Source organism: Pedobacter sp. JCM 36344 (assembly GCF_046546555.1).
GTDB lineage: Bacteria > Bacteroidota > Bacteroidia > Sphingobacteriales > Sphingobacteriaceae > Pedobacter.
In genome coordinates this window covers 1-447 of record NZ_JBKHKK010000059.1, presented here as the reverse complement: position 1 = coordinate 447, position 447 = coordinate 1, and the positions used below count along the sequence as shown (strand labels likewise).

General features: G+C 41.8%; 1 protein-coding gene. It reads right to left on the bottom strand.

All coding sequences use genetic code 11. The features are described from left to right. On the bottom strand, positions 1–447 hold a 447-nt coding region (locus ACHFIZ_RS17965), incomplete at both ends, for a Mu transposase domain-containing protein (protein WP_410888355.1).

Sequence of the window (447 nt, the reverse complement as noted above, 5' to 3'; positions counted from 1 at the left end):
ATCATCATATATTTTTATCCATTGGGAATAAACCTTTGCAAAAAGCATTCGACCTGTTAAGTGGTCTGGTACAGAATAGCGGTTGGTTGCAAAGCAGATGGTGGAGTATTTGTCCACTTTAAGGTTTTCTCCACTAAAGCTTTCCATACATCCTGGGTAAGAATATAGACCACTACGTTCTAGTTCCAGTCCTGCAGATGGACTTTGCTGCTGCCCGGTTAAGGTCCTTTCATTTAATTCGATTAGTCGTGACTGTAAATAAGCCTGTGCCTGCTGAAGGTTATCAAAATGATCTTTGAAAGCAAAGGTTTTGCGGCGTAAATATTCTACACTGCGTTCTACATGTCCTTTTTCGTTCCCTTTAGCTGCGTTACAGAAACGCCATTGGTATTGATACCATCGGCTCAATTCTAACAATCCGGTAGTAGGGATTTTCTCGGTACGCCC